The organism is Gordonia humi (assembly GCF_014197435.1).
Taxonomy (GTDB): domain Bacteria; phylum Actinomycetota; class Actinomycetes; order Mycobacteriales; family Mycobacteriaceae; genus Gordonia; species Gordonia humi.
The window spans coordinates 2,166,872-2,192,094 of record NZ_JACIFP010000001.1 but is presented as its reverse complement, the minus strand read 5'-3'; the positions used below and the strand labels follow the sequence as shown (position 1 = coordinate 2,192,094).

The 25,223-nt window shown below is 68.4% G+C and carries 23 protein-coding genes; 16 read left to right on the top strand and 7 right to left on the bottom strand.

All coding sequences use genetic code 11. The annotated features are described in order from the left end of the window. Positions 1 to 132: 132 nt before the first annotated feature. Both BKA16_RS10015 and BKA16_RS10010 read left to right on the top strand, forming a co-directional pair. Positions 133 to 1,695 (top strand): helix-turn-helix domain-containing protein, encoded by a 1,563-nt coding sequence (locus tag BKA16_RS10015; protein ID WP_183370513.1) that lies wholly within the window; start codon positions 133 to 135, stop codon positions 1,693 to 1,695. A 102-nt stretch (positions 1,696 to 1,797) separates the two neighbouring features. Then, positions 1,798 to 3,264 carry an aldehyde dehydrogenase gene (locus tag BKA16_RS10010; RefSeq protein ID WP_183370512.1) on the top strand — a complete coding sequence of 489 codons (1,467 nt, stop codon included), beginning with the start codon at positions 1,798 to 1,800 and terminating at the stop codon, positions 3,262 to 3,264. Positions 3,265 to 3,372: 108 nt separating this feature from the next. Here the strand turns inward: BKA16_RS10010 and BKA16_RS10005 are convergent, their stop codons facing one another. Beyond that, a complete protein-coding gene (locus BKA16_RS10005) occupies positions 3,373 to 3,945 on the bottom strand; it encodes an acetate uptake transporter family protein (RefSeq protein ID WP_183370511.1) in 573 nt (190 codons plus the stop codon). Between the two features lie 333 nt (positions 3,946 to 4,278). On the opposite strand from BKA16_RS10005, the gene BKA16_RS10000 reads away from it, so the two are divergent. From BKA16_RS10000 to BKA16_RS09935, 14 genes are all read left to right on the top strand, one after another. Then, complete coding sequence (locus BKA16_RS10000; protein WP_183370510.1) at positions 4,279 to 5,133, top strand: PaaX family transcriptional regulator C-terminal domain-containing protein; 855 nt, start codon at positions 4,279 to 4,281, stop codon at positions 5,131 to 5,133. A gap of 275 nt (positions 5,134 to 5,408) precedes the next feature. After that, positions 5,409 to 6,962 (top strand): phenylacetic acid degradation bifunctional protein PaaZ, encoded by a 1,554-nt coding sequence (gene paaZ, locus BKA16_RS09995; protein WP_183370509.1) that lies wholly within the window; start codon positions 5,409 to 5,411, stop codon positions 6,960 to 6,962. A 70-nt stretch (positions 6,963 to 7,032) separates the two neighbouring features. Continuing rightward, a complete protein-coding gene (gene boxB / locus BKA16_RS09990) occupies positions 7,033 to 8,526 on the top strand; it encodes a benzoyl-CoA 2,3-epoxidase subunit BoxB (protein ID WP_183370508.1) in 1,494 nt (497 codons plus the stop codon). Positions 8,527 to 8,575: 49 nt separating this feature from the next. Then, positions 8,576 to 10,270, top strand: coding sequence for a 2,3-epoxybenzoyl-CoA dihydrolase (gene boxC, locus BKA16_RS09985; RefSeq protein ID WP_183370507.1), 1,695 nt, complete (start codon positions 8,576 to 8,578; stop codon positions 10,268 to 10,270). Positions 10,271 to 10,272: 2 nt separating this feature from the next. Continuing rightward, the gene (locus tag BKA16_RS09980; RefSeq protein ID WP_183370506.1) at positions 10,273 to 11,859 is read left to right on the top strand and encodes a benzoate-CoA ligase family protein; all 1,587 of its coding nucleotides are present in this window, start codon (positions 10,273 to 10,275) and stop codon (positions 11,857 to 11,859) included. Next, on the top strand, positions 11,856 to 12,848 hold the full coding sequence (locus tag BKA16_RS09975; protein WP_183370505.1) for an NAD(P)/FAD-dependent oxidoreductase: 993 nt from the start codon (positions 11,856 to 11,858) through the stop codon (positions 12,846 to 12,848). Before BKA16_RS09980 ends, BKA16_RS09975 begins: the two co-directional genes overlap by 4 nt. 44 nt (positions 12,849 to 12,892) lie before the next feature. After that, complete coding sequence (fdxA, locus tag BKA16_RS09970) at positions 12,893 to 13,222, top strand: ferredoxin (RefSeq protein WP_183370504.1); 330 nt, start codon at positions 12,893 to 12,895, stop codon at positions 13,220 to 13,222. A 12-nt stretch (positions 13,223 to 13,234) separates the two neighbouring features. Further along, positions 13,235 to 14,107 (top strand): amidohydrolase family protein, encoded by an 873-nt coding sequence (locus BKA16_RS09965; RefSeq protein WP_183370503.1) that lies wholly within the window; start codon positions 13,235 to 13,237, stop codon positions 14,105 to 14,107. Then, positions 14,104 to 14,655, top strand: coding sequence for a gamma carbonic anhydrase family protein (locus BKA16_RS09960; RefSeq protein ID WP_183370502.1), 552 nt, complete (start codon positions 14,104 to 14,106; stop codon positions 14,653 to 14,655). Before BKA16_RS09965 ends, BKA16_RS09960 begins: the two co-directional genes overlap by 4 nt. A 107-nt stretch (positions 14,656 to 14,762) precedes the next feature. After that, a complete protein-coding gene (locus BKA16_RS09955; protein ID WP_183370501.1) occupies positions 14,763 to 15,320 on the top strand; it encodes a DUF6158 family protein in 558 nt (185 codons plus the stop codon). Next, positions 15,317 to 16,177: a 3-hydroxyacyl-CoA dehydrogenase NAD-binding domain-containing protein gene (locus tag BKA16_RS09950; RefSeq protein WP_183370500.1), complete on the top strand. Its 861-nt coding sequence runs from the start codon at positions 15,317 to 15,319 to the stop codon at positions 16,175 to 16,177. Before BKA16_RS09955 ends, BKA16_RS09950 begins: the two co-directional genes overlap by 4 nt. Then, entirely contained in the window at positions 16,178 to 16,933 is a 756-nt protein-coding gene (locus BKA16_RS09945; protein WP_183370499.1) for an enoyl-CoA hydratase/isomerase family protein, read from the top strand. Continuing rightward, positions 16,930 to 17,643 (top strand): SDR family oxidoreductase, encoded by a 714-nt coding sequence (locus BKA16_RS09940; RefSeq protein ID WP_183370498.1) that lies wholly within the window; start codon positions 16,930 to 16,932, stop codon positions 17,641 to 17,643. The genes BKA16_RS09945 and BKA16_RS09940 overlap by 4 nt, the downstream gene beginning before the upstream one ends. Before the next feature lie 54 nt (positions 17,644 to 17,697). Continuing rightward, positions 17,698 to 18,822 (top strand): NAD(P)/FAD-dependent oxidoreductase, encoded by a 1,125-nt coding sequence (locus BKA16_RS09935; protein WP_183370497.1) that lies wholly within the window; start codon positions 17,698 to 17,700, stop codon positions 18,820 to 18,822. 64 nt (positions 18,823 to 18,886) lie between these two features. Here the strand turns inward: BKA16_RS09935 and BKA16_RS09930 are convergent, their stop codons facing one another. Genes BKA16_RS09930 through BKA16_RS09905 form a run of 6 tightly spaced genes read right to left on the bottom strand, consistent with a single transcriptional unit; the run spans position 18,887 to position 25,080 of the window. Further along, positions 18,887 to 20,290: a class II fumarate hydratase gene (locus tag BKA16_RS09930; protein ID WP_183370496.1), complete on the bottom strand. Its 1,404-nt coding sequence runs from the start codon at positions 20,288 to 20,290 to the stop codon at positions 18,887 to 18,889. A 43-nt stretch (positions 20,291 to 20,333) separates the two neighbouring features. Beyond that, positions 20,334 to 21,266: a siderophore-interacting protein gene (locus BKA16_RS09925; RefSeq protein ID WP_183370495.1), complete on the bottom strand. Its 933-nt coding sequence runs from the start codon at positions 21,264 to 21,266 to the stop codon at positions 20,334 to 20,336. Continuing rightward, on the bottom strand, positions 21,256 to 22,056 hold the full coding sequence (locus BKA16_RS09920; protein ID WP_183370494.1) for an ATP-binding cassette domain-containing protein: 801 nt from the start codon (positions 22,054 to 22,056) through the stop codon (positions 21,256 to 21,258). The genes BKA16_RS09925 and BKA16_RS09920 overlap by 11 nt, the downstream gene beginning before the upstream one ends. Then, entirely contained in the window at positions 22,053 to 23,084 is a 1,032-nt protein-coding gene (locus BKA16_RS09915) for an iron chelate uptake ABC transporter family permease subunit (RefSeq protein ID WP_183370493.1), read from the bottom strand. Before BKA16_RS09915 ends, BKA16_RS09920 begins: the two co-directional genes overlap by 4 nt. Then, the gene (locus tag BKA16_RS09910) at positions 23,081 to 24,070 is read right to left on the bottom strand and encodes a FecCD family ABC transporter permease (RefSeq protein WP_221246796.1); all 990 of its coding nucleotides are present in this window, start codon (positions 24,068 to 24,070) and stop codon (positions 23,081 to 23,083) included. Before BKA16_RS09910 ends, BKA16_RS09915 begins: the two co-directional genes overlap by 4 nt. Next, a complete protein-coding gene (locus BKA16_RS09905) occupies positions 24,067 to 25,080 on the bottom strand; it encodes an ABC transporter substrate-binding protein (RefSeq protein ID WP_183370492.1) in 1,014 nt (337 codons plus the stop codon). The genes BKA16_RS09910 and BKA16_RS09905 overlap by 4 nt, the downstream gene beginning before the upstream one ends. Between the last annotated feature and the right edge of the window lie 143 nt (positions 25,081 to 25,223).

Here is a 25,223-nt window from a genome sequence, read left to right as displayed (position 1 = left end):
ATATGACATTTAACTGTCGTTACGCAGAGGAGGTGTGCGATCTCCATCGGAACCCATCCCCTGCGCCCCGAGATCGACACCTCGTGGCGCCGGTCCACCGTCAACGGACTGATCCCCAGCCTCGTCCCCGATATGACGGTCGACGAGGACTTCAGTGCCTGCGACCCCGTTCTGCGTGCCGCGCGACCGGTCCTCGACGCGGCGTCCACCCAGCTCGTCGACACCGGACTGGCCCTGCTGCTCACCGACGCCGAGTCGCGGATCATCGCCGGCGTGTACGGCGGCGCACACGTCGAGCGGAGCATCGACTCCACCGGCGCCGTCCGCGGATCGCATATGGGCGAGGACGCGGTCGGCACCACCGCGCTCGGCACGCCGGTGGAGACACGCAGCTCCATCACGGTGAACGGCGACGAACACTTCCTCGAGCTGTACAAGCACCTGAGCTGTCACGGCGAGCCGATCGTGCATCCGACGACACGTCGTCTGGAGGGCATCCTGTGCATGACAGAGGTCGCCGGAACGGTGAATCCGTTGTTCCGCTCGTATGTCGAACGACTCGTCTCCGACATCACCTCTCGCCTGCTCGACACCACCCGTGCGTCACACCGCGCCGTTCTCGACGCGTTCCACCGGACCTGTACGCGGCGCGACGTGGCGGTCGTCGGCGTCGGCGACGACGTCTGTCTCACCAACGATCTCGCGACGGCCCTGCTCGACCAATCCGACCTCGGCGCATTGAAGGCGTTCGCCGTCGGCGCTGGCACACTACCCGAGGAGATGCTCACCGCCGCCGGGCTCCCGGTCTCGGTCGCCGGCACCCGCGTGCCGGGCGCACCGAACGCTGCCGTGTTCACCCTGATTCCAGCGGCGCCGTCGCATCACCCGGTGCCTCGCGGATCGGCCGCCCACGGTCGATCGCCCGTCCTCTTCGACGCGCCGTCGTTCGATTCCGGGAGTGCGCTGCACGCGCGGTCGTTGGCCGTATCCGGGGAGTCGGGCACGGGTAGGACCACATACGCCGCCGCGGCGACGAGTGGTCTCCAGACTCAGCACGTCGACATACCGCGCCGTATCGCCGCAGGCGAACGGCTCGATCTGCCTAGCGTCGCCGCCCGCGCACGGTCCGACCGCGGCGCGGTGATCGTCGACGGAGTCGACCTGCTCGCCGGCACCGATCTGTCGGTGGTCCGACAGTTGATGGTCGACCGCCAGGTCCCCGTCGTTCTGGTCAGCGGCCCCACCGCACATCTGCGACCGGAGGTCGCCTCCGTCGTCTCCCTGTGCGACGACCGCGCGGTCCTGGCTCCCGTCCGACACCGCACCAACCGCATCGCGGCTCTGGCCGCGCACTTCATCGGGCCGGACACGACGTGCAGCCCCGGTGCGATCGACGCTCTCATGGCACACGACTGGCCTGCCAACCTCACCGAACTCGATCGCGCTCTCGACGCGGCTCGCACCCACGCCGCCGACCGGGGCTCGCCGCACCACGTCGACGTCGCCGATCTGCCCGCGCAGTATCGACAGTCGTCGAAGACGTCGACCCTGTCGGTCCGGGAGCGCTCCGAACGCGACGCCATCGTCGACGTCCTGGACCGCTGTCGCGGCAACAAGGTCCACGCGGCGCGTGAACTCGACGTCAGCCGTAGCACCCTGTACGCGCGGATCCGCGCGCTCGGCATCGAAGCGTGAGACCCACGCTGTCCGGACTCTCGGACAGTTACGGGCCCTCGAACGGTGTGACGATGGCTGCATCACCGAACCGTGACCGTCATCACCCCAGGAGTGAGCTTCATGACCGACACCCTCATCCCGGCCGAAGGCCTGACCCACGACACCCTCTACATCGGCGGACAATGGGTCGCCCCGCACGGCGGTGCGCGCATCGACGTCGTCTCCCCGAACACCGGACAGCACATCGGCAGCGTGCCCGACGGGGTGAACGCCGACATCGACGCCGCAGTCGGGGCGGCGCGCCGGGCATTCGACGATCCGTCGATCTGGTCGGGTCTGGAACCGTCGGTCCGCGCCGGTCACCTGCGCCGATTCGCCGATGAGCTGGATTCACGCAAGGATCGGCTCACCGCTCTCGTCTCCGCACAGAACGGCATGCCCATCTCGGTGGCCGGCCAACTCGAGGCCGTCTACCCGGCGATGCTGCTCCGCTACTACGCCGACCTCATCGAGAACCAGGGCGTCGACGTCCGCGACGGCATGTTCGGCGGCACCGTCGAAGTGCGCCGCGAACCGATCGGCGTGGTCGGCGCCATCGTCCCGTGGAACTTCCCGCAGACCCTCGCCTCGTTCAAGTTCGCGCCCGCTCTCGCCGCCGGCTGCACCATGGTGATCAAGCCGTCGCCGGAGACCGTCCTCGACTCGTACGTCGTCGCCGAGGCCGCCGAAGCCGCGGGCCTGCCCGCCGGTGTGGTCAACTTCGTTCCCGCGGGCCGCGAGGTCGGCGCGCACCTCGTCTCGCATCCCGGCGTCGACAAGGTCGCCTTCACCGGTTCCACCGCGGCGGGAATCTCGATCGCCGAGACCTGTGGACGGCTTCTGCGTCCCGTGACACTCGAACTCGGCGGCAAGTCGGCGACAATCGTGCTCGACGACGCCGAACTCGACCTCGCGCAGATCGGCAACGACCTGTTCGTAGCGACACTGGCCAACAACGGTCAGACCTGCTTCCTCGGCACTCGCGTCCTCGCACCGCGTTCGCGGTACGACGAAGTGGTCGACACTCTGACCGCGTTCGCGTCGTCGATGGCGATCGGCGACTCGCTCGACCCGAACACCCAGATCGGACCGATGGCCACCTCGCGCCACCGCGACCGCGTCGAGAGTTACATCGCCAAGGGCAAGGCCGACGGCGGCCGCATCACCACCGGCGGCGGACGTCCCGCCGACCACGAGGACGGCTGGTTCGTACAGCCGACGGTGTTCGCCGACATCGACAACACCGCCGTCATCTCACGCGAAGAGATCTTCGGTCCGGTGCTCTCGGTGATCGGTTACAACGACGACGCCGACGCGGTCGCCATCGCCAACGACTCCGACTACGGACTCGGCGGCACCGTCTGGAGCTCCGATCCCGAACGTGCACAGCGCGTCGCGGCCGGCGTGCGGACCGGAACCATCGGCATCAACCGCTACATCCCCGACCCGATCGCCCCGTTCGGCGGCGTGAAGCACTCCGGCATGGGGCGCGAACTCGGCCCCGAAGGGCTCGCTGCGTACCAGAACCTCAAGTCCGTCTACCGCTGACGGTTTCGCGGCCCCGAACCCCGGGCCCGGTACGCGAGGATTCCTCGCCCACCGGGCCCGGTTCCATATCTGGTCACCGTGCGGCCGCATGACGGCTGTCCGCCCTCGTCACGCGGGCACTCCGTCCGCGGAGGGCTCGGGCGTCACCGCCCCCATCAGTCGTTCGTACCCCAGGTAGTAGATCGGCACGGCCGACGCCAATGCCGACCAGCCGACGGCCTTTCCGAGCCAGGCGATGTCTCCGTTGAGCATCGCGAAACCGAGAAACAGCTCCAGGGCGATGAGGAAGACGAACGCGAGGATGATCGCGACGGCACGCATCCGGATCGCGGGCACCAGCAGAAACAACGATGGTACGACGAGCGCGAAGGACCAGAATCCTCGCGCCGCCGGCGACCCCATTTCGTGGATCGACAGCAGGTGGAAGCCGATCAGCCAGAGTCCGTACGTGATCAACAGATTCCCGAGGTAGTTGTCCTTGCGGATGATGGCGATGACACCGCCCAGAGTCTGACCGAGACCGCCGACGAGAAGACCGAAGACGAGGGCCCCCGACGCGGCGTGATCGACGACTTCGGCGAAGAACACCCAGGTGAGGGCCAGTCCGAATGTGAAGAGGGCGGCACCTCCCGGATCGCCGATCGTATCGGCGAGTCCGACAGAACGGGTCGATGAACTCATTGGGATTCCTTCCGGAGAAGAGGGAGTGAGAGAACTCGCAAGCGCTGCAGAGTGGGTTGAACACTACATTGTTCGTATGATTCGTCAATCTTTTGTAGACGAAAAAACCGAAGGTAGTCGACAGGAAGTCCGGAACCATCGTCAAGACGACAGTTAATGACACGTAACTTCAGCGGTATGGTGGTGAAACCGTCATACAAGACGCGGTACGCCGTCAGCCTCTGAACCGGCCGCTCGAATACATCGTGTCGACCGACACGATCACCGCCGCACGCTGGCGATACAGTGATCCGCAGCGAGTGACATCGTATCGAGGACCGATTGGAGGAGCACGTGCCCGAAGGCTCCCACCCGCTGAGCCGCCGACGCGAGGTCGGCTCGGCGAGCGCCCGGTCACTGCTGCTGACCATTCTCGGCGAGTTCGCCCTCCCCCGCACGGAGCCGGTCTGGACCGCGACGATCCTCGACGCCCTGGCCCTACAGGGAGTCGAAGAGCGAGCCGCACGCCAGGCGCTCTCGCGCTCGTCGTCCGAGGGACTCCTCGAATCGCAACGCCACGGACGACGCAGCGCATGGGCCCTCACCGCCTCGGGAACGACGCTGCTCACCGAAGGCACCGAGCGCATCTACGGCTTCATGCGCAGCGCGCCCGCCTGGGACGGACGCTGGTTGACACTCGCGGTGTCGATCCCCGAGACTCAGCGCAAACTCCGTCATCGCCTCCGCACCCGATTCACCTGGCTCGGGCTCGGATCACCGCAGTCCGGACTGTGGATCACCCCGGACGTCAGCAAGGCCGAGGAGGTGCGACGCGTCATCGACGACCTGGGACTGGGAGGCCAGACGTTGTCGTGGATCGGCGAGACCGCGGGCATCGGCGACGAGAACACTCTCGTCGCATCCGCCTGGGACCTCGCCGACGTCGAGTCGCGCTACATCGAGTTCCTCGACGGCTTCTCCGAGCGCCGAGCCGACAGCCAGTCCGACGCGTTCGCCGCCCAGGTGGAACTGGTTCAGGAGTGGCGACGGTTCCCGTTCCTGGACCCCGACCTGCCGCGCGAACTCCTCGACCACGAATGGCCCGGCCCCCGCGCCGCGTCGGTCTTCCACGACCGCCACGCACAGTGGCATCGTCGCGCCCAGGCCCACTGGGACGAGCTGCAAGCGCAGGCCGCGCAGCGCGTGTAGCCGGTCCACACCCCGGGCCACCGCGCCGATCAAGACCCCCCGCCGGTCGAACCGCCCGACAGATGAGGCCCACTCGGGCGGCACAACTCGGGACTTTCGACAACACATGTAGGTCTCTCGACCTACATGTAGAACATTGCCTACATCACATTCGCGCAGGTCAAGCAGGTTAGGTCACCCTAATTATGTGACATTTACTTGACGAATTTAAAGCTAGTTGTAGAGTATTTTGCAGAAAGAGGCCCACATCACAGCCCACGAAACGGAGCCTTTCAGTGGTTGACACCATCCCCAGCTACCTGTCCGGTCAGTGGCGCACCGGCGACGGCGACGCCCGCACCGTGTACGACGCCGTGACCGGCGCGGCCGTCACGCAGATCGCGTCGAGCGAAGCGCACCTCGCAGGCGCCCTCGCCCATGCCCGCAGCACCGGCGGGAGCGCTTTGCGCGCAATGACTTTCAGTGAGCGAGCCGCAGCACTCAAGGCCGCCGCCGGCGCACTCGCCGAGCGCAAGGACGAGCTCTACGCACTCTCCGCCCAGGCCGGCTGCACCCGTGCCGACGCGAAGGTCGACGTCGACGGCGGCTTCGGCACCGCGATGGTCTACGCCGGACTCGGTCGCAAGGGCCTGCCCGACGGCACCGTCATCGTCGAAGATCCCGCACCGACACCGTTCGGCAAGCAGGGTGTCTTCCTCGGTCAGCACATCCTGACCTCGCGCCTCGGCGTCGCCGTACAGATCAACGCCTTCAACTTCCCCGTCTGGGGCATGCTCGAGAAGCTCGCCCCCGCGATCCTGGCAGGCGTCCCGACGCTCGCCAAGGCCGCGACGCCCACCGCGTACATCGCCGAGCACGCCGTCCGCATCATCATCGAGTCGGGCACGCTCCCCGAGGGCGCGCTGCAGTTCGTCGCCGGCCCGATCGGCGGCCTCTTCGACCAGCTCGACGGTCAGGACAGCGTCGGCTTCACCGGCTCGGCCGCGACCGCCGCGTCACTGCGCTCGCACCCGAGGATCGTCGGACGCTCGGTGCACTTCACCGCGGAAGCCGACTCGGTCAACGCCTCGATCCTCGGACCGGATGCGACACCGGGCACCGAGGAGTTCGACCTCTTCGTCCAGCAGGTCGTCACCGAGATGACCGTCAAAGCCGGGCAGAAGTGCACCGCCATCCGACGCGCCCTGGTCCCGGCCGGCCGGCTCGACGCGGTACAAGACGCGCTGACCGCGGCCCTCGGCGACATCGTGATCGGCGCACCGGGCGCCGAGGGCGTCACGATGGGCGCGCTCGTCGGCACCGATCAGCGCGACGACGTCCGCGGCAGGATCACCGAATTGAGCAAGGACGCGCAGATCGTGTTCGGCGACCCGAACACCGTCGACGTGGTGGGCGCCGACGCCCAGGCCGGCGCATTCCTCTCCCCGATCCTGCTCCGCGGCGACGCGACCTCGGGCAGCGCCCACGACGTCGAGGCCTTCGGCCCGGTCGCCACCCTCCTGCCCTACGACGGGACCGCCGCGGACGCCACCGCACAGGCCGCGCGCGGACAGGGTTCACTCGCCGCATCGGTCGTGTCGAACGACGGCGACTTCGCCCGCGACACCGTCCTGGGCATCGCCGCGCACCACGGACGCGTCCTGGTCCTCGACCGCGACAGCGCATCCGAATCGACCGGTCACGGCATCCCGATGCCGCAACTCGTCCACGGCGGTCCCGGCCGCGCGGGCGGCGGCGAAGAAGAAGGCGGACTGCGCGCCGTCTACCACCACATGCAGCGCACGGCGGTCCAAGGCGGACCAGCGTTACTGAACAGTCTCGGGCACTAGGGGTCTGGACTCCGCTCGACCAGCAGTAGAACTCCTCTCGACCAGCGTAAGCACAACCCAGGAGAACACCATGACAAGCTCCACCACCGACCGCACCGGCGAAGCCCCCAAACCCACCGGCCCCCTCTCCAAGATCGACTACAGCGAGAAGATCCCGAACAACGTCGACCTCGCGAGCGACCGTCGCCTGCAGCGCGCCCTCGAAGGCTGGCAGCCCAAGTTCCTCGACTGGTGGCGCAACCTGGGCCCGGCCATCCCGACGAAGGACGTGTACCTGCGCACCGCCGTCGCTGTCGGCCGTGACGGCTGGGCGCACTTCGACCACGTCCCGATGGAGGAGTACCGCTGGGGCATCTTCCTCGCCGAGGCCGACCCCGACAAGAAGATCAACTTCGGCAAGCACAAGGGCGAGCCGGTGTGGAACGAGGTCCCCGGCGAGTACCGCGCCGACCTCATGCGGCTGATCGTCGTGCAGGGCGACACCGAGCCCGCGTCGGTGGAGCAGCAGCGCATCCTCGGACAGACCGCGCCCAGCATCTACGACATGCGCAACCTGTTCCAGGTGAACGTCGAAGAGGGCCGTCACCTCTGGGCCATGGTCTACCTGCTCCAGGCGTACTTCGGTCGCGAGGGCCGCGAGGAGGCCGAGAAGCTGCTGCAGCGCAACTCCGGTGACTTCGACAACCCCCGCATCCTCGGCGCGTTCAACGAGGAGACCACCGACTGGCTGCAGTTCTTCATGTTCACGTACTTCACCGACCGCGACGGCAAGTACCAGCTCGGCACCCTCAAGGAGTCGGCGTTCGACCCGCTGGCCCGCACCTGCGAGTTCATGCTCAAAGAAGAGGCACACCACATGTTCGTCGGCACCACCGGCGTCCAGCGCACCGTCGAGAAGACCGCGCAGAAGATGAAAGAACTCGGCACCGACGACGCCGACGCGCTCTTCGCAGCGGGCGTCATCCCGCTGAGCGTCATCCAGAAGTACCTGAACTTCCAGTTCTCGGTGTCGATGGACTTGTTCGGCTCCGAGCAGTCGACCAACGCAGGCAACTACTACTCCGAGGGCATCAAGGGCCGGTGGCAGGAGACCCGCCGCAAGGACGACCACATCCTCGTCGACGACGAGCGCACCATGAGCTATGTCGAGGACGGCGAGATCAAGGAGAAGACCGTCTCCGCGCTCGGCTCCCTGAACCTGGACCTGCGCAACGAGTACGTCGCCGACTGCGCCAACGGCGTCGCCCGCTGGAACCAGGAGCTCGAGGACGCCGAACTCGAGCAGCGCCTGACGTTGCCGCACGAGGGCTTCCACCGCAAGGTCGGCACATACGCCGAGTTCAACGTCTCCCCCGACGGCGAGGTCCTCGACGACGCTGCCTGGGAGGCGCGTGTCGACGAGTGGCTGCCGTCGAAGTCCGATCGCGAGCGGGTCGCCGCACTGATGGTCCCCGAGTACGAGTACGGCGAGTTCGCCGGCTGGATCGCTCCGCCGAAGACCGGCATCAACTCGCAGCCCGTCGAATTCGACTACGTCCACCTCGCCGAAGAAGGTCTGGCGTAACCGCCGGCCGCTCGAATCAGCCCATCCGAGACTCCCGAAGGACCCAGTCATGACCGTTCTTGACGAGCCCACCACCGATCACGCGACCCCGCCGGTCGTCGACTTCATCGTCGACCCGACCGAGTACAAGCACTACACCGTCGCCATCGACGGCGACGTCGCCACCGTGACCCTCAAGGTCGACGAAGACGGCGGCCTGGTGCCCGGCTACCAGTTGAAGATGAACTCGTACGACCTCGGCGTCGACATCGAGCTCTACGACATCACCCAGCGCCTGCGCTTCGAGCACCCCGAGGTCAAGGCCGTCGTTCTGACCGGTGGCCTAGAGCGCATGTTCTGTGCGGGTGCCAACATCCGCATGCTGGCGCAGTCGCCGCACTCGTGGAAGGTCAACTTCTGCAAGTTCACCAACGAGACCCGCAACGGTATCGAGGACTCCACCGAGAACTCGGGCCAGACCTGGATCGCGGCGCTCAACGGCACCGCCGCCGGCGGCGGCTACGAGGTGGCCCTGGCCTGCGACGAGATCATCCTGGTAGACGACAACTCGTCGACCGTCTCCCTCCCCGAGGTCCCGCTGCTGGGCGTGCTCCCCGGCACCGGCGGCCTGACCCGCGTGGTCGACAAGCGGCACGTCCGCAAGGACCGGGCCGACATGTTCGCCACCAAGTCGGAGGGCTACCGTGGCGACACCGCCGTCCAGTGGGGATTCATCGACTCCACTGTTCCGCGCAACGCGTTCGACGAGCACGTCGCCGCCCGCGCGGCCGCCCGCGCCGAGGGCTCGCACCGTCCCGGCGGCAAGGGCGTGGAACTGACTCCGTTGGACCGTCGGATCGGCGACACCGAGATCTCCTACCCGCACGTGTCGGCGACTCTCGACCGGGCCGGCCGCAAGGTCGAGATCACCGTGTCGGCGCCCACCGACGATCCGCCCGCCGACGCCGCGGCTGCTCTGGAGCAGGGCGTCGACTACTGGCCGCTGGCGGTGACCCGCGAACTAGACGATCTGATCCTGCACCTGCGCACCAACGAGAACGACCTGGGCACCTGGGTTCTGCGCGTGACCGGCGACGCGGAGAAGGCTCTCGCCTACGACGCGCAGGTCCTGGCGGGCGACGACTGGTTCATCCGCGAGATCCGCAACTACTACAAGCGCGTCATGAAGCGCCTGGACGTGACGAGCCGCAGCCTGATCGCCGTGATCGAGCCGGGCAGCGCCTTCGTCGGTCTGCTCGCCGAGATCGCCCTGGCCGCCGACCGCCAGTACATGCTCGAAGGCGTCTACGAGGACATCGACCCGGACGCCGCGCCCGCGACCATACAGCTCACCGCGTCGAACGACGGCCCGTACCCGATGGGCAACGGACTGACCCGCGTGCAGTCCCGATTCTGGGGCCGCGACGATGATCTGGAAGCGGCTCGCGCCACCATCGGCACCGCCCTCGACTCGGCGGCCGCCGACGCGGCGGGGCTGGTGACCGTCGCCCTCGACGACATCGACTTCGCCGACGAACTGCGCATCGTCCTGCAGGAGCGCGCCGCGCTCTCCCCGGACGCGCTGACCGGAATGGAGGCGAACCACCGTTTCGTCGGGCCGGAGACGATGGAGACGAAGATCTTCGGGCGCCTCACCGCATGGCAGAACTGGATCTTCATCCGCCCGAACGCCTCCGGTCCGGACGGCGCGTTGCGCAGGTACGGCAGCGGTCAGCGTGGTGAGTACGACTTCGGTCGGGTGTAGTCATGGCCGACTACTTCAACGCCGCGGAGTACCTCGTCTCCCGGCGCGTCACGGACGGCGACGGCGACCGAGTCGCCGCCGTCGGCACCACCACCGTGACGTATGCGCAGCTCGATGAGCTGGTCGGGAATGTCGCCGGCGCGTTTCGTTCGGCGGGCCTGCACCGCGACGACCGCGTGCTGATCGTGATGGCCGACGACGTCCCGATGCTCGCCGCGATCCTCGGCGCGATGCGCGCCGGTGTCGTCGCCGTGCCGGTGTCGACGATGTTCACCGGAGAGGAGCTCGGCAAGATCGCCGCCGACTCCGGCGCACACGTCGTGGTCGCCAGCACCGAGTTCGTCGACGCGGTGAACACCGCGTTGACGCTCGCCCCGGACGTGGGGACCGTCGTCCTCGACGGCGCCGGCGATCTCAAGGTTCCCGACGGGGTCACCCCGTGGTCGTGGCCCGCGTTCGCAGCGCACGGCGCAGCGGCCGCCCCCGACCTGCGCGAGACCGTCCACACCGCCGACGACTCATGGGGGCTGTGGCTCTACACCTCGGGCACCACCGGATTCCCCAAGGCGGCCATGCACCGGCACGCCAACATCCGGCACGTGTGCGAGACGTACGCCAGTCGCGTCCTGGGCATCCGGTCGGACGATCGCGGCTTCTCGATCGCCAAGATGTTCTTCGCGTACGGCATCGGCAACTCAGTGTTCTTCCCGCTCTCGGTCGGCGCGACGACGATCCTCGAACGCGGACGCCCGACGCCCGCGGTGGTCGCCGAACGTGTCGGGGCCGAGAAGCCGACGATCTTCTTCGGGGTGCCGACGTTCTTCGCGGCGCTGCTGAACAGCGACCTGCCCGACGACACGTTCGCCTCCGTGCGGATCGCGACGTCGGCGGGCGAGCCTCTCCCGGCACCGCTGCTCAAGCGGTTCAAGGAGCGGTTCGGCGTCGACATCCTCGACGGCATCGGTTCCACGGAGGCACTGCACATCTTCCTGTCGAACCGGCCCGACGCCATCGCACCGGGCACCACCGGCACGGCCGTGCCCGGCTACGACCTGCGGATCGTCGACGACGACGGCGAGCCGGTCGAGGACGGAACACCCGGCGCGTTGCACGTGCGGGGCGAGTCGATCGCTCTCGGCTACTGGCGGCGGACGGACGCGACCCGCCAGGTGTTCCGCGGCGAATGGCTCATCACCGGCGACACCTATGTGCGCGATGAGAACGGCAACTACACCTGCCTGGGCCGCAACTCCGACATGATCAAGGCCGGCGGCATCTGGGTGTCGCCGTCGGAGGTCGAATCGCGGCTGCTGGAGCATCCGGCGATCGTGGAGGTCGCCGTGGTCGGCGTGGCCGACGACGACGGGCTCGACAAGCCGGTGGCCGCGGTCGTCCTCGGCGGCGACACGGACACGGTCACCGAAGCCGAACTCGTCACGTGGTGCCGCGACGGCATGGCGCATTTCAAAGCGCCGCGTCGAATCATCTTCACGCCGGAACTGCCGAAGACGGCGACCGGCAAACTCCAACGATTCCGCGTGCGCGAACAGCTGTCGGGCGGAGCCGAACTGACGGGAGCATCGTCATGACCACGACCACGACCCGGGTGGACGTTCTCCTGATCGGGGCGGGCCCGGTGGGCCTGTTCGGCGCCTACTACGCGGGCGCCCGCGGACTGAGCGTCGCCGTCGTCGACTCACTGAGCCAGCTCGGCGGGCAGATCACCGCGATGTACCCGGAGAAGGAGATCTACGATATCGCCGGGTTCCCCGCGGTGTCCGGGCGCAAGCTCGTCGCCGACCTCGTCGAGCAGGCCGGCCAGTACGATCCGACGTATCTCCTCGGTCGGGAAGCACAGACGCACGAGGTGACCGACGCCGGTCGACACGTCGTCGGTCTGTCGGACGGATCGAGCATCGACGCCGGAGCAGTCGTCATCACCGGAGGCATCGGCACGTTCACGCCGCGCCCGCTGCCCGCGGGCGAGGACTTCCTCGGCCGCGGTCTGGACTACTTCGTCCCCGACTCGACGCCGTTCCACGACGCGAACGTCGTCGTCGTGGGCGGCGGCGACTCGGCTATCGACTGGTGCCTGATGCTCGAACCGATCGCCCGCAGCGTGACGCTGGTGCACCGCCGCGACAAGTTCCGCGCGCACCAGGCCAGCGTCGACAGGGTGCTCGCGCACCCGGGCATCACGGTCAAGATCAATGCGCAGGTCACCGGCCTCGACGGCGGCGGCGCGATCGAGAAGGCGACCATCGAGACCAAGGGCGAAGGTGTCGACGTCCTCGAATGCGAGCGCGTCGTCGCCGCTCTCGGGTTCACCGCGAATCTCGGACCACTGCGCGAGTGGGGGCTCGAGTTGCACGACAATCGGCATCTCGTCGTCGATTCGGCGATGCGCACCAACGTGCCGGGCGTGTTCTCCGCGGGCGACATCACCGACTACGACGGCAAGGTCCGCCTCATCGCGGTCGGCTTCGGCGAGGTGGCGACCGCGGTGAACAATGCGGCCGTCCATCTCGACCCCGACGCCATGCTGTTCCCCGGACACTCGACGGACAACCCGCACTAGGCCGCGCCCCGCCTGCCCTCCTCCTCACGAGAAAGAAGCACCTCATGCCTTACGTCATCGCCAGCCCGTGCGTCGACACGATGGACCGCAGCTGCACCGAGGAGTGCCCGGTGGACTGCATCTACGAAGGCGACCGCAAGCTGTACATCAATCCCAAGGAGTGCATCGACTGCGGTGCCTGCGAACCCGTCTGCCCGGTCGAGGCGATCAGCCAGGACCGTCGTGTGCCCGAGGAGGACGAGGCGTTCATCGCCGACAATCGCGCCTTCTTCGAGCTCGCGCTTCCCGGACGTGACGAGCCGCTGCTGGCCCCGGGCGGCTCGCACAAGGTGGGCTCGCTCGGCGTCGACACGCCGATGGTCGCCGATCTGTAGAGGAGCGTCGTCGTGCTGAACGGACATCGTCTGATCGACGCGCACGTGCATGTGCCGATGCTCGACACCCTCGCGCCGGCCTGGATCGACTGGGCGCGAGAGTTCGGCGCCGACGGGCTCCTGGAGTCCGTGTGGGACACCGACGGGAGACCGATCCCCGCGCGGCTCGACGCGGTCTTCGCCGCGCAGGACGTGGACGGCGCGCTGCTGCTGTGCGAGTACAGTCCGAAGGCCACCGGCATGCAGCTCTTCGACGATCTGTTGCCGCTGGTCGAGTACAACCCGACCCGGTTCCGTCCCGTCGCGAACGTGAATCCGCACCTGCACTTCCCCATCGCGAAAGAACTGACCCGTCAGCTCGACCACGGTGCGGCCGCGCTGAAGCTGCACCCGGTGCACGGCGGGTTCCGATGCGACGACCGCGCGCTCTATCCCGCGTATCAGGTGCTCGAAGAACGCGGTGTGCCGCTGATCGTGCACTGTGGGACCAGCACGTTCCCCGGATCCATGAACGAGTTGGCAGATCCGGAGATCCTCCTGCCCGTGGTGCGCGATCACCCGGGGCTGAACGTCGTTCTCGCGCACGGCGGTCGCGGCTGGTGGTACGACGCGGCCGCGTTCATGGCGCTCAGCTACGACACCGTGTGGATCGAGCTCTCCGGTCTGCCGCCCAAGCGCCTCCCCGACTACTACGCGAAGTTCAGCCTGCGGCGTCTGTCTCGCAAATGGATCTTCGCCACCGACTGGCCGGGGGTCCCGGGCGTCGCCGCCAACGCGCGGGCGGTCGTCGACCTCGGGCTCGACGAGGAGACCGCCGCACTCGTACTCGGCGGCAACGCGATCGACGTCTACGCCGGACTCGACCACTTGAAGGAGGCGTCATGACGTTCTACGCCCTGGGCGGAGTGCGGCCCACCGTCGATGAGACCGCATACGTCCATCCGGCGGCGACGGTGATCGGCGACGTGACGATCGGACCGGAGTCGTCGGTGTGGCCCGGCGCGGTGCTGCGCGGCGACATGGGCTCCATCGTCGTCGGCGCCCGCACCTCCATTCAGGACAACACGGTGCTGCACACCACCGAGGAGTGGCCCACGGTGATCGGCGACGACTGCGTCGTCGGACACATCGCCCACCTCGAAGGATGCACGGTCGGAAACCGCTGTCTGATCGGCTCCGGCTCAGTGGTGCTCAACCGCGCACAGATCGGCGACGGCTGTGTGGTCGGCGGTCAGGCCCTCGTCGCCGAGGACACCGTCGCCCCGCCGGGCACCATGCTGCTCGGTGTGCCCGCCCGTCCACGTGACGTCGCACCCGACGACGTGACCGCCTGGATCGACTACGGCGTGGGCGAGTACCGCGAGAACGCCCGCCGTTACCGTGCCGAACTGCGTCCCGTCGAACCCATCCGCCGGTCGAGTCCCATCCGCTGATCGAGCCCCCATCCGCCGATCGAGCCCCCATCCGCCGATCGAGCCCCCATCCGCCGATCGAGCGGAGTCGAGATCCCCCTCACCTCCACAGCCCACAAGGAGTAACCATGTCCCCCACCACCGGCTCGGCAGGCCCCGCCGGGCGCCCCGCGCACGAGCTGACCGACGCCGAACTCGAACAGCAGGGCGCCACCGCGCACGAGACGCGCAACTGGGTGTTCCTCAACGGCACCGCCGAGCAGTTCGCGACGCATACCGCACGCATGCTCGAACTGGAACAGGAGTATCTGCGCCGCCACCCGATGCGCACGTGGCAGGGTTCCGGCGGCGCGGCGGGCGAGCAGAGTGAACTCGACGTCCTCAAGCAGGCGCTGCGCGGGATTCTGGTACAGATCACCGCCCTCCTCGACTCCGAGCCCGTCCGCCGCGACGGCGAGCACACCGCCGTCACGGACCCGACCGCCGCTCTGCTGTCCCGGATCGCCGCGGCAGACGGTGGGCGCATGCACAAGCTGGAAGTCCACCAGGCCGCTCGCGAGGTCGGGCTGGAGCGCTCGGCGCTGGCCAAGCTGTACCAGTCCGACCCGCCGCTGCTGATCACCGAGCAGTCCGACCGCGTGATCACCGACGCGGGGCGCGCACGTCTAGCGGAGGCCGGGGAGTGAACGACGCCGTGGCACTGCCCGATGTGGTCGGAGTGGTCGGCGGTGGACGCATGGGCGCGGGCATCGCGCACGCCATGCTCCTCGCGGGATCTGCCGTCACCGTCCTCGAACGCGACGCCGATGCGGCGCGCGGCGCCCGCGAGCGCGTCGAACGCGCGGTGGCGGCGAGCGTGAAACGCGGAGTCGTCCCGTCTCCCGAGCCGGTCGTCGCACGACTCTCGGTGACCACCGACGTCACCGATCTGGCCTCGTCGGGGCTGGTCGTAGAGGCCGTCCCGGAGGACGTGTCTCTCAAGACCGAGACGTTGTCGCGGGTGGAGGGCGTCGTCGCCGACGACGCGGCGATCGCCACCAACACCTCGAGCATCTCGCTCGACGTGCTCGGTGCCGCACTGCGTGTGCCGGCGCGCCTGGTGGGCCTGCACTTCTTCAACCCGGTGCCCGCCAGCAAGCTGATCGAGGTCGTGTACACCGACGCGGGCGATCCGGCGCTCACCGAACGCGCAGCCGGGTGGGTGCGTGCGATGGGCAAGACCCCCGTCGTCATCCGCAACGCACCGGGTTTCGCGAGTAGCCGCCTGGGCGTCGCCGTCGGCCTGGAGGCCATTCGGATGGTCGAGGACGGCGTCGCGTCCGCCGTCGACATCGACGCCGCGATGGAACTCGGATACGGCTACCCGATGGGCCCGTTGAAGTTGACCGACATCGTCGGAATCGATGTGCGCCTGGGCATCTCACGCTATCTGGAGTCCGAGCTCGGGCCGCGGTTCGCGCCGCCGCGGCTGATGGTCGACATGGTGGAGCGCGGCGACCTCGGCCGCAAGAGCGGCCGCGGCTTCTACGAGTGGGACGATTAGATGAGCGACCGACGTCTACGCATCGAGACGCTCGACGACCGCGTGATCGTCTCCCTCGACCGACCGGCCACCAAGAACGCGATCGACGCCGAGATGGTCGCCGAGCTGCACGCGGTGTGCCAGGAGCTGGAGACAGATCCCAAGCCGATGATCGTGACCGGCGGCCCCGAGATATTCGCCGGTGGCGCCGACATCGGTCAGCTGCGCGAGCGGCGCAACGTCGACGCGTTGGCCGGCGTCAACTCGGGGATCTTCGATCGCATCGCGCGCCTTCCGATGCCGACGCTCGCCGCCGTCGCCGGTTACGCGCTCGGCGGCGGCGCCGAACTCGCCTACGCCTGCGACTTCCGGATCGGCACTCCCACCGTGAGACTCGGCAATCCCGAAGGCGGTCTCGGCATCCTCGCCGCGGCGGGCGCGTCGTGGCGGCTGATCGAGCTCGTCGGTGAACCGCTCGCCAAGGAGATCCTGCTGGCCGGCCGGACGCTGAACGCCGAACAGGCGCGCGAGGTACGCCTGCTCAACGAGGTCGTCGACGCCGATCAGCTGCTGGAGACCGCGAACGCCTGGGTCGACCGGATGCTCCGCAACGCACCCCTGGCCTTGCGGATGACCAAGTTGGCACTGCGCATGCCGCGCGAGGCGCACCCGACGTTCGACAACGTCGCGCAGGCCGTCCTGTTCGAGACCGACGAGAAGGAGCGGCGCATGACCGCGTTCCTCGACCGGAAGAACACCGAGAGGAAGCAGAAGTGACCGCACTCGTCCTGGGCGGCGCCGGAGGCATCGGCGCCGCAGTCACCGCACGGATCGTCCGGCGCGAACCGGTGCTCGTGACGTATCTCGATCACGCCGAGCGCGCACAGGGCCTCGTCGCCGAACTGTCCGACGGCCACGAGCTCCGCGCCGTGCGCGCCGACATCACGACCACGACCGACGTCCTCGCCGCCTTCGACGCCGCGGAAGAACTCGGCCCGATCGACGTCGTCGTGGACTGCGTCGGCGGCTGGGACTTCCCTCGCCTGACCGAGGTGTCCGACGACGAGATCGACGCGAGTCTCGCGTTGAACCTGCGGTCGGCGTTGCTGGTGTTGCGTGAGGCCGCCCGACGCGTGGTCGACGACGGCCGGATCGTGCTGCTCTCGAGTGCCGCCGTCGCGATGGCCCCGGCCCGCCAGGCCACGTATGTCGCGGCGAAGGCGGGCGTCGAGGGCGCCGCCCGCGTCGCGGCGAAGGAACTCGCTCGCCGCCGCGTGACCGTCAACGTGGTACGTCCCGGCTCCACCGACACCGAGACCCTGCACCGCACCACCGCGGAGAAGGCCATCGAAGCCATGCGCAAGTCGAATGCCATGCGCCGCTTAGGAACTCCCGACGACGTCGCCGCTGCCGTGGACCTGCTCCTCTCCCCCGACGCCGGGTGGGTCACCGGCCAGATCCTCGACGCCGACGGCGGCCTGCGGTAGTCCGCCGCGTTTTCGCCGTCCCCGCATGGGTCCGCGAACTCGTATCCTGTAGCCATGACTGCGACAGCATTCGACGTCGTCGTGATCGGCGGCGGCATCGCCGGGGTGTCGATCGGGTACGAACTCGCGGACGATCGGACGGTCTGTCTCCTGGAGCAGGAGACCACGCTCGCCTTTCACACCACCGGACGCTCGGCCGCCCTCTATCTGGAGACGTTCGGCAATGCGACGGTGCGGTCGCTGACCACCGTGAGCCGGGCGTTCCTCACCGATCCTCCCGACACCTTCGACGGCCCGCTGCTGTCCCCGCGACCGTATCTGGTGTTCGCGAGGAACGGTCGCGAGGACGCGCTCGCCGAATTCTGCCGAGAGGTCCGGCAGCAGGCTCCCGCGGTGGAGCAGGTGTCGGCCGACGAAGCCGTCGATCTCGCGCCCTACCTGCGACGGGATGCGATCGGGGCAGGCGTGCTCGACCCGGACGCCGACGACATCGACGTCCACGCACTCCACCAGGGATACGTCCGCGGCCTGCGACGACGCGGCGGTCAGATCCGGACGAACGCGCCGGTCACGGCCTTGCACCGCGCCGGCGGCGGGTGGACGGTGACGCTCGACGACGGCGACACGGTGACCGCGCCGATCGTCGTCGACGCGGCCGGAGCGTGGGCCGACCACGTCGCCGACCTCGCCGGTGCGACGACCGCCGGGCTCACCCCGATGATCCGCACGATCTTCGGTGTCGACGCGCCCGCCGCGCTGACCACCGGGGCGCTGCCCGTCGTCAACGACCTCGACGACACCTTCTACATCAAGCCCGAAGCCAACGGACTGCTGTGCTCGCCGGCCGACGAGACGCCGAGTCATCCGCATGACGTGAAGCCCGACGACCTCGACATCGCTCGGGCCATCGAGTCGATCAACGAGGTCACGGATCTGAATCTGCGACGCATCACCTCGTCGTGGGCCGGCCTGCGGACGTTCGCGCCCGACCGGTCGCCCGTCGTCGGCTTCGATCCCCGCGTCGACGGCTTCTTCTGGTTCGCCGGTCAGGGCGGCTACGGCATCCAGATGGCCGACGGTCTCGCGCGGTCCGGCGCCGCTCTCTTCCGCGGCGAGTCGCTGCCCGGCGACGTCGTCGCGGGCGGTGTGCGTGCGGCCGCTCTGACGCCGGGGCGGTGACCGAGGCGTTCGGCCGCGAACCGCCGTTCCGGCTACCGGTCGCGACCGGTAGCCGGAAGCGCACTCAGCGCTCGCGGTCGACGTTCGCCATCTTCAAGACGTCGAGTCGGCGGTCCAGTTCCTCTTCCGACAGCTTGTCGCCGATGAGACCGCGGTCGATGACGGTCTGCCGGATGGTGGCGCCCTCGCGCAGCGCCTGCTTGGCGACGGCGGCGGCCTCCTCGTAGCCGATGGCCGAGTTGAGCGGCGTCACGATCGACGGCGACGACTCGGCGAGCGTGCGCAGACGGTCCTCGTGTGCGACGAGCCCGGAGATGCAACGGTCGGCGAACAGTCGCGACACGTTGGCCAGCAGGTTCACCGATTCGAGGACGTTGCGGGCCATCATCGGGATGTACACGTTCAGCTCGAACGCACCGTTGCCGCCGCCCCAGGTGACCGCGGCGTCGTTGCCGATGACCTGTGCGGCGACCTGCGTGACGGCCTCGGGCAGAACCGGATTCACCTTGCCGGGCATGATCGAGCTGCCCGGCTGCAGGTCCGGGAGAGCGATCTCGCCGAGCCCGGTCAGCGGACCGGACCCCATCCAGCGGACGTCGTTGGCGATCTTCGTCAGCGAGACGGCGATCGTCTTGAGCTGGCCGGACAGTTCGACGAGGCCGTCGCGCGCGGCCTGCGCCTCGAAATTGTCGGTGGCCAGGCTCAGCTCGTCGACGCCGGTCAGCTCGACGAGCTTGGCGACGACGGCGGTGCCGAAGCCCTCGGGGGCGTTGAGCCCGGTGCCGACCGCGGTGCCGCCGATCGGGAGCTCACCGACGCGCGGGAGGCTCGACTGCAGGCGCTCGATCCCGGCCTGGACCTGGCGGGCGTAGCCGCCGAACTCCTGGCCGAGTGTCACCGGGACCGCGTCCATCAGGTGGGTACGGCCGGACTTGACGACCTCGCGCCACTCCACGGACTTCGCGGCGAGCGCGGCGTGCAGGTGCTCCAACGACGGGATCAGGGCACGGACGACGGCCTCGGTCGCGGCGACATGGGTCGCCGTCGGGAACGTGTCATTGGAGCTCTGCGACATGTTGACGTCGTCGTTCGGGTGGACGGTGACGCCGTTCGCCGCGGCGATGGACGCGATGACCTCGTTGGCGTTCATGTTCGAGCTGGTGCCCGAGCCGGTCTGGAAGACGTCGATCGGGAACTGGTCGTCGTGGCCGCCGTCGGCGATCTCGGTGGCCGCGGCGACGATGGCGTCGGCCTTGGCGGCGTCGAGGAGCCCGAGGTCTTTGTTGACCAGTGCGGTGGCCGCTTTCAGCAGACCGAGCGCACGGATCTGCGTGCGCTCCAGCGGCCGAAAGCTGATCGGGAAGTTCTCGACGGCCCGCTGAGTCTGCGCGCGCCAGAGTGCTGCGGCGGGGACTCGGACCTCGCCCATCGTGTCGTGTTCGATCCGGTATTCGGTGTCATCAGCCATGGTCAGTACAACCTTTCGTGGTGTGGTGGTGTTCCCGGTGCTCTCAGGCCTTCATCGCCACGCCGTGGCGCCAGTAGCCCATGAAGGCGACCTGGGAGCGGGCGATGCCCAGGTCCTTGACGAGGTGGCGGCGAAGTCCGGTGACGACCTTGCTCTCGCCCGCTATCCAGTAGTAGCGCTCACCCGGCTCCGGCGCGGGTCCGAGGTCTTCGCCGAGGTTGGAGAAGATCGGCGTCTCCCACACCATCGGCTCGTCAGGGCTCTCGTCGACCACCGCCGAGTCGACGTCGGTCGACCCGAGGTGGTCCAGCACGGCCGGGCGCAGACGCGCGCCGTGGTCGACGCCGTCGCGGGCCAGCCAGTGCACGCTGACCCCGGCGGGTGCGGCGCACGGCAGCACGTCGTCGCCGGTCGGCACTTCGATGAACGCGGTGCCACGCAGATCCGCCGGCGCGTCCTCGAGGATCCGCGCGATGGCGGGCGCCGCCGTCTCGTCGCCGGCCAGCAGCACCGACTTCGCCTCGCCCGGCGCGTATTCGAGTCCGCCGCCGTCGAGCCGGCCGCGTCGCGGAGCGACGAGATACACCTCGTCGCCCTCGGTGGCCCGGGCAGCCCACGACGACGCGGGTCCGGTCGCTCCCGGAACCATGTGGAGCACGAAGTCGACGATGAGGTCGGTGGCGCCGTCGTCGGCGACGCGCACGTCGCGGATCGAGTAGGTGCGGATCGCCCCGCGCTCGTCCTCGGGCGACTCCAACCACCGCCGATACCAGTCATCGCCGTCGGCGAGGTCGGGCAGGGCGCGTCCCGGCGACGGGAAGATCACCTTGATCCGTTGATCGAAGGTGTTCCCCGGATTGCCGAGGCGGTCCACGTGGTCGCCGGTGAACGTGATCCGCACGAAGTTCGGCGACACCGGCTCTACGGCGCTGACGCGGCCGCGACCGAGGACGTACGGGCTCTGACTATCGGACATGATGCCTCCCAATCGGCATGACGGCGGGTTTACCCGAGACGGGGTCTTGCAGGATCGTGCTCTTGAGTCCGAACACGTCGTCGACGAGTTCGGCGGTCATCACCTCGTCGGGCGTTCCGATCGCATGGATTCGCCCGGTTCTCATGGCGATGAGCTGATCGGAGTAGCGAGCGGCGAGGTTGAGGTCGTGCAGCACCATGACGATCGTGGTACCGCATCGTTCGCGGAGGTCGGTCAGCAGATCGAGCACCTCCACCTGGTGAGCCAGGTCGAGGAAGGTCGTCGGCTCGTCGAGCAGCACGATGTCGGTCTCCTGCGCGAGCGCCATCGCGATCCACACGCGTTGACGCTGTCCGCCGGAGAGCTCGTCCACCGACCGGTCCGCCAGATCGGCGGTTCCGGTCGCATCGAGGGCGTCGGCGACGGCTTCGTAGTCGCGCGTGCTCCACCGTGCGAGCAGCTTCTGGTGCGGGTGGCGTCCACGTCCGACCAGATCGGCCACCGTGATGCCTTCCGGCGCCACCGGGCTCTGCGGTAGCAGCCCGAGGATCTGCGCCACCTCCCGCGACTTGCGCATCGAGATGTCCCGACCGTCGAGCACCACCCGCCCGGACGACGGCGGCAGCAGTCGCGCGAGGGCACGCAGTAGCGTCGACTTACCGCATCCGTTGGCGCCCACGATCGAGGTGATCTCACCCTGCGCCACCTCCAGGTCCAGGCCGTCGACGATCACCCGGTCACCGTAGGCGAGCCGGATCTTCTCGGCGGACAGCTGACGTTCGACGGTCACAGAGTTCCTCCCGACCGGTTGACACGGATGAGCAGGTAGATCAGGAACGGTGCGCCCAGCACACCGGTGACGACGCCGACCGGGTACCGATGCGGCAGCGCGAACTGCGCGATGAGATCGGCGCAGGAGACCAACACCCCGCCGACGAGTCCGGCGGGCAACAGCATGGAGCCGCCCGCGCGGGTGAACAATCGAGTCGCGATCGGCCCGGACATGAACGCGACGAACGAGATCGGCCCGGCGCCGGCGGTGGCGAACGCCAGCAGAAGGACCGCACCGAACAGCACCAGCAGGCGGGTGCGTTCGACTCGCACCCCCATCCCGGCGGCCGTGTCGTCGCCCAGTCGCAGCATCCCCATATCGCGAGAGAGGAGCAGCATCACCGGAACGACGACGGCCATCAGGACGGCGAGGGGGACCACGCGACCCCACGAGGGTTCGGCGAGGCTGCCGGTGATCCAGCGCAGCGCGTTGGCGACATCCCAGTCGGCGGCGCGCGCGAGGACGTACGAGACGACGCTCGAGAGCATCGCGGCCACGCCGATGCCGATGAGAATCAGCCGCGTCGCCGAGAACCCCTCGTTGTGCGAGAGCCCGTACACCGCGGCCGCCGCGATCAGAGCTCCGAGCAACGCGACGATCGAGACACTGGTCCCGGAGAGTCCGAAGACGACGATGGCGACGACGGCCGCCGCCGAGGCACCCCACGAGATGCCGATGATGTCGGGCGACGCCAGCGGATTGCGCAGCAGCGTCTGAAACGTGACACCGGCCAGACCGAATGCGAAACCGGCCAGCATCGCCAGGCAGACGCGCGGTAGACGCAGGTCGCCTACGGTGAACGACGCCCCCGGGACGGTCCGACCGCCGATGACCTTCAACACGTCGTCGAGCGGATAGAACCGCTGCCCCACCATCAGCGATACGAAGAAGATCACCACGACGAGGGCGATCAGAATCGACAGGATCGCGATGCGACGACGCGCCCGGGATCGGCGTCCGGCCTTGACTGTCTCGACGGTGCTCACAGTTCACGCACCTTCTGCCTACGGACGATCCAGATGAAGAACGGCGCGCCGATGATCGCGGTCACGACACCGACGTCCACCTCCTCCGGACGCACGATGATGCGTCCCACCACGTCGGACAGCACCAGCAGGGCCGCACCGAGGAGCGCCGAGAACGGCAGCACCCAGCGATGGTCGGTGCCGATCAGCGCGCGGCAGGCGTGCGGGACGAGCAGGCCGACGAAGGCGATGGGACCGGCGACGGCCGTCGCCGCGCCCGCCAGGACGACGGCGGACACGCCGGTCAGGACCCGCGTCCGCGCCACGTTCTCGCCGAGTCCGGTTGCGATGTCGTCGCCGAGGGCCAGCGAGTTCATGCCTCGGGCGCACGTGAACGCCAGCAGCGCGCCCGCCGCGAGGACCGGGGAGACGACGCCGATCCGATGCCAGTCCACGCCGCCGACGCCGCCGACCTGCCAGTGCTGGAACCTGGTCATCACATCGACGCGCGGTAATAGAACAGCACTGATCAGGCAGGTCAGCGCCGCCGCGGTGGCCGCACCCGACAGGGCCAGCTTGAGCGGGGTGGCTCCGCCCCCGCCCATCGAGCCGACCGCGTAGACGAGCACGGCGGTGATCGCGGCTCCGACGACGGCCGCGGCGATGTACCAATACGGGTCGGTCATACCGAAGAAGACGATCCCGCACACCACGGCCAATGATGCTCCGCCGGACACCCCGAGGATTCCCGGGTCGGCCACCGGATTGCGGGTCACTGCCTGCATGCCCGCACCCGAGACCGCCAGTGCCGCACCGATGATCACCGCGAGCACGGTGCGCGGAAGGCGCTTCTGGACGGCCGCCGCGCCGAACGAGTCGGCATCGCCGAACAGTCCGCTCCAGATCTCACCGAATGCGACGTCGCGGGCGCCGAACGCGACCGATACGCAGAAGAGCGCACCGAGTACGACGACGCCCACGAGCAGCCAGGCGACACGACGGGTCAAGACGTGAGCGCGGAGCCGAGCGCGTCCATGTACCTGTCGATGCCCCAGGGGATCGACAGCGGCGTCGGGTTCGACGATGCGGCCAGCGGCGTGTCGTTCTGCAGAACCGCGACATGGCCCGCCTTGATCGCCGGAACCCTGCCGAGCAGTGGATCAGCCTGCAGTCGTCTCACGGTGTTCTCGTCGCCGTAGGTGATGATCAGGCCGACGTCGTTGAACTGGTCGGCCTGCTCGGCGCTGACCTCGGTGTAGAACTCCTTACTGGACTTGGAGTCCTCCTCGACGGCCGACGGAACCGGGATACCGGCGTCACGCAGGAACGCCGCACGCGGATCGTTCGTGTTGTAGTACCCGATCTTGCTCGTGTCGGTCGGATCGAGATAGGCGAACATCGTCTTGGTGCGTGTGAGTTCGGGATGCTTCGAGACGGCGGCCTCGATCTGCGCCGTGAAGTCGGAGACGAGGTTCTCGCCGTCCGCCTCGCGACCGAGCGCCTTCGAGTCGAGTCGCACCATCTCCTGCCAGGTGGTGCCCCATGCGACGCCCGGGTACGCCACGGTCGGCGCGATCTTGCTGAGCGTGTCGTACTGCTCCTGGGTCAGACCGGAATAGGCGCCGAGGATCACGTCCGGTTCGGTGTTGCTGACGGCTTCGGCGTCGACACCGTCGGTCTCGTCGTAGAGCGCGGGCTCGTCGCCGCCGAGTTCGTGCAGCTTGTCGTCGACCCACGGAAGGATGCCGTCGCCGTTGTCGTCGCCCCACGTGGCCTTCGCCATGCCGACCGGGACGACACCGAGCGCCAACGCCACCTCGTGGTTGGCCCATCCGATGGTGGCTACCCGGTCGGGCGCAGACTCGATCGTCGTCGTGCCGAGCGCGTGTTCGACGGTGATCGGGAAGCCTTCTCCGCCGGCGCCGGACGACGATGCGTCGTCGGAGCCTGAGCAAGCGGTGGCAGTGAGCACGAGTGCGCCGGCGCAGAGGAGGGAGAGCAATCGGGTCTTGCGCACGTCGAATGCCTTTCGCTGGGTTGGTAAACCTAATTTTAGATAGGCTGCCCTAACCGTAACATCGGCACGGATGCATGAGAGAACGGCCCGAAACGTCCTGTGACCACGGTAACGTCCTTCGAGAACAACGCCCTGCACGTGAC

Coding starts and splice junctions, on each gene's coding strand:
- BKA16_RS10015 (WP_183370513.1), top strand. CDS start 133: ATGACGGTCGACGAGGACTTCAGTGCCTGCGACCCCGTTCTGCGTGCC.
- BKA16_RS10010 (WP_183370512.1), top strand. CDS start 1,798: ATGACCGACACCCTCATCCCGGCCGAAGGCCTGACCCACGACACCCTC.
- BKA16_RS10005 (WP_183370511.1), bottom strand. CDS start 3,945: ATGAGTTCATCGACCCGTTCTGTCGGACTCGCCGATACGATCGGCGAT.
- boxB (WP_183370508.1), top strand. CDS start 7,033: ATGACAAGCTCCACCACCGACCGCACCGGCGAAGCCCCCAAACCCACC.
- boxC (WP_183370507.1), top strand. CDS start 8,576: ATGACCGTTCTTGACGAGCCCACCACCGATCACGCGACCCCGCCGGTC.
- BKA16_RS09980 (WP_183370506.1), top strand. CDS start 10,273: ATGGCCGACTACTTCAACGCCGCGGAGTACCTCGTCTCCCGGCGCGTC.
- BKA16_RS09975 (WP_183370505.1), top strand. CDS start 11,856: ATGACCACGACCACGACCCGGGTGGACGTTCTCCTGATCGGGGCGGGC.
- fdxA (WP_183370504.1), top strand. CDS start 12,893: ATGCCTTACGTCATCGCCAGCCCGTGCGTCGACACGATGGACCGCAGC.
- BKA16_RS09960 (WP_183370502.1), top strand. CDS start 14,104: ATGACGTTCTACGCCCTGGGCGGAGTGCGGCCCACCGTCGATGAGACC.
- BKA16_RS09955 (WP_183370501.1), top strand. CDS start 14,763: ATGTCCCCCACCACCGGCTCGGCAGGCCCCGCCGGGCGCCCCGCGCAC.
- BKA16_RS09945 (WP_183370499.1), top strand. CDS start 16,178: ATGAGCGACCGACGTCTACGCATCGAGACGCTCGACGACCGCGTGATC.
- BKA16_RS09935 (WP_183370497.1), top strand. CDS start 17,698: ATGACTGCGACAGCATTCGACGTCGTCGTGATCGGCGGCGGCATCGCC.
- BKA16_RS09930 (WP_183370496.1), bottom strand. CDS start 20,290: ATGGCTGATGACACCGAATACCGGATCGAACACGACACGATGGGCGAG.
- BKA16_RS09925 (WP_183370495.1), bottom strand. CDS start 21,266: ATGTCCGATAGTCAGAGCCCGTACGTCCTCGGTCGCGGCCGCGTCAGC.